Annotated in this window: 1 protein-coding gene; it reads right to left on the reverse strand. The window is 66.7% G+C overall.

What is annotated here, in order from left to right; translation table 11 throughout:
* Positions 1-72: 72 nt before the first annotated feature.
* The coding region (locus EN893_RS37280; RefSeq protein ID WP_206640278.1) for an urease accessory protein UreD at positions 73-528 on the reverse strand (456 nt) is incomplete at its 5' end.

Consider the following 528-nt stretch of genomic DNA (forward strand, 5'->3'; position numbering starts at 1 on the left):
ATGGCGATCACCAGCTTCTCCCTTTCCCTCGGCGTCAGGCTCATGCGTTTCCCTGGATTGGTAGAGACAGGCCTATAGTGACCATAATTTGGGCAACCCCGCCCTTCCGTTGAGCAATTCGACGAGTGGAACCAGCCGCTGGCGCAGCCGGTAGCCGTCCCCGGCGTAGAGCCTCGCAAGAAGCTTGCCAGATTTCTTCACGCTCCAGGCACTGGCGCTGCCGTGTTCGCCGACGATCTCCAGAACCCGGTCGAGCAGGGCCTCGGCGCGTGGCGACACCAGAAGCAGCGTCGCCACCGCGATCGCGCCGCCGGCAACCGCCGGGCGGTCGAGCGTGGCGGCGATATCGGGTCCGATGCGGAAATCCTCGGCATGAATGAGGGCGCCATCCTGGCGCACACGCCAGCGGTCATGGAAGTTGCGCTGCGTGGCGCGTTCGCCCATCGCCAGGCGGCCGAAGACGGCGGCTTCCAGCACCAGCGCCTCGGCGCCGACGGCAAGCTCGACGTCGAGCGTGCGGGCAAAGGC

The organism is Mesorhizobium sp. M7A.F.Ca.CA.004.04.2.1 (assembly GCF_004022825.1).
Lineage (GTDB): Bacteria > Pseudomonadota > Alphaproteobacteria > Rhizobiales > Rhizobiaceae > Mesorhizobium.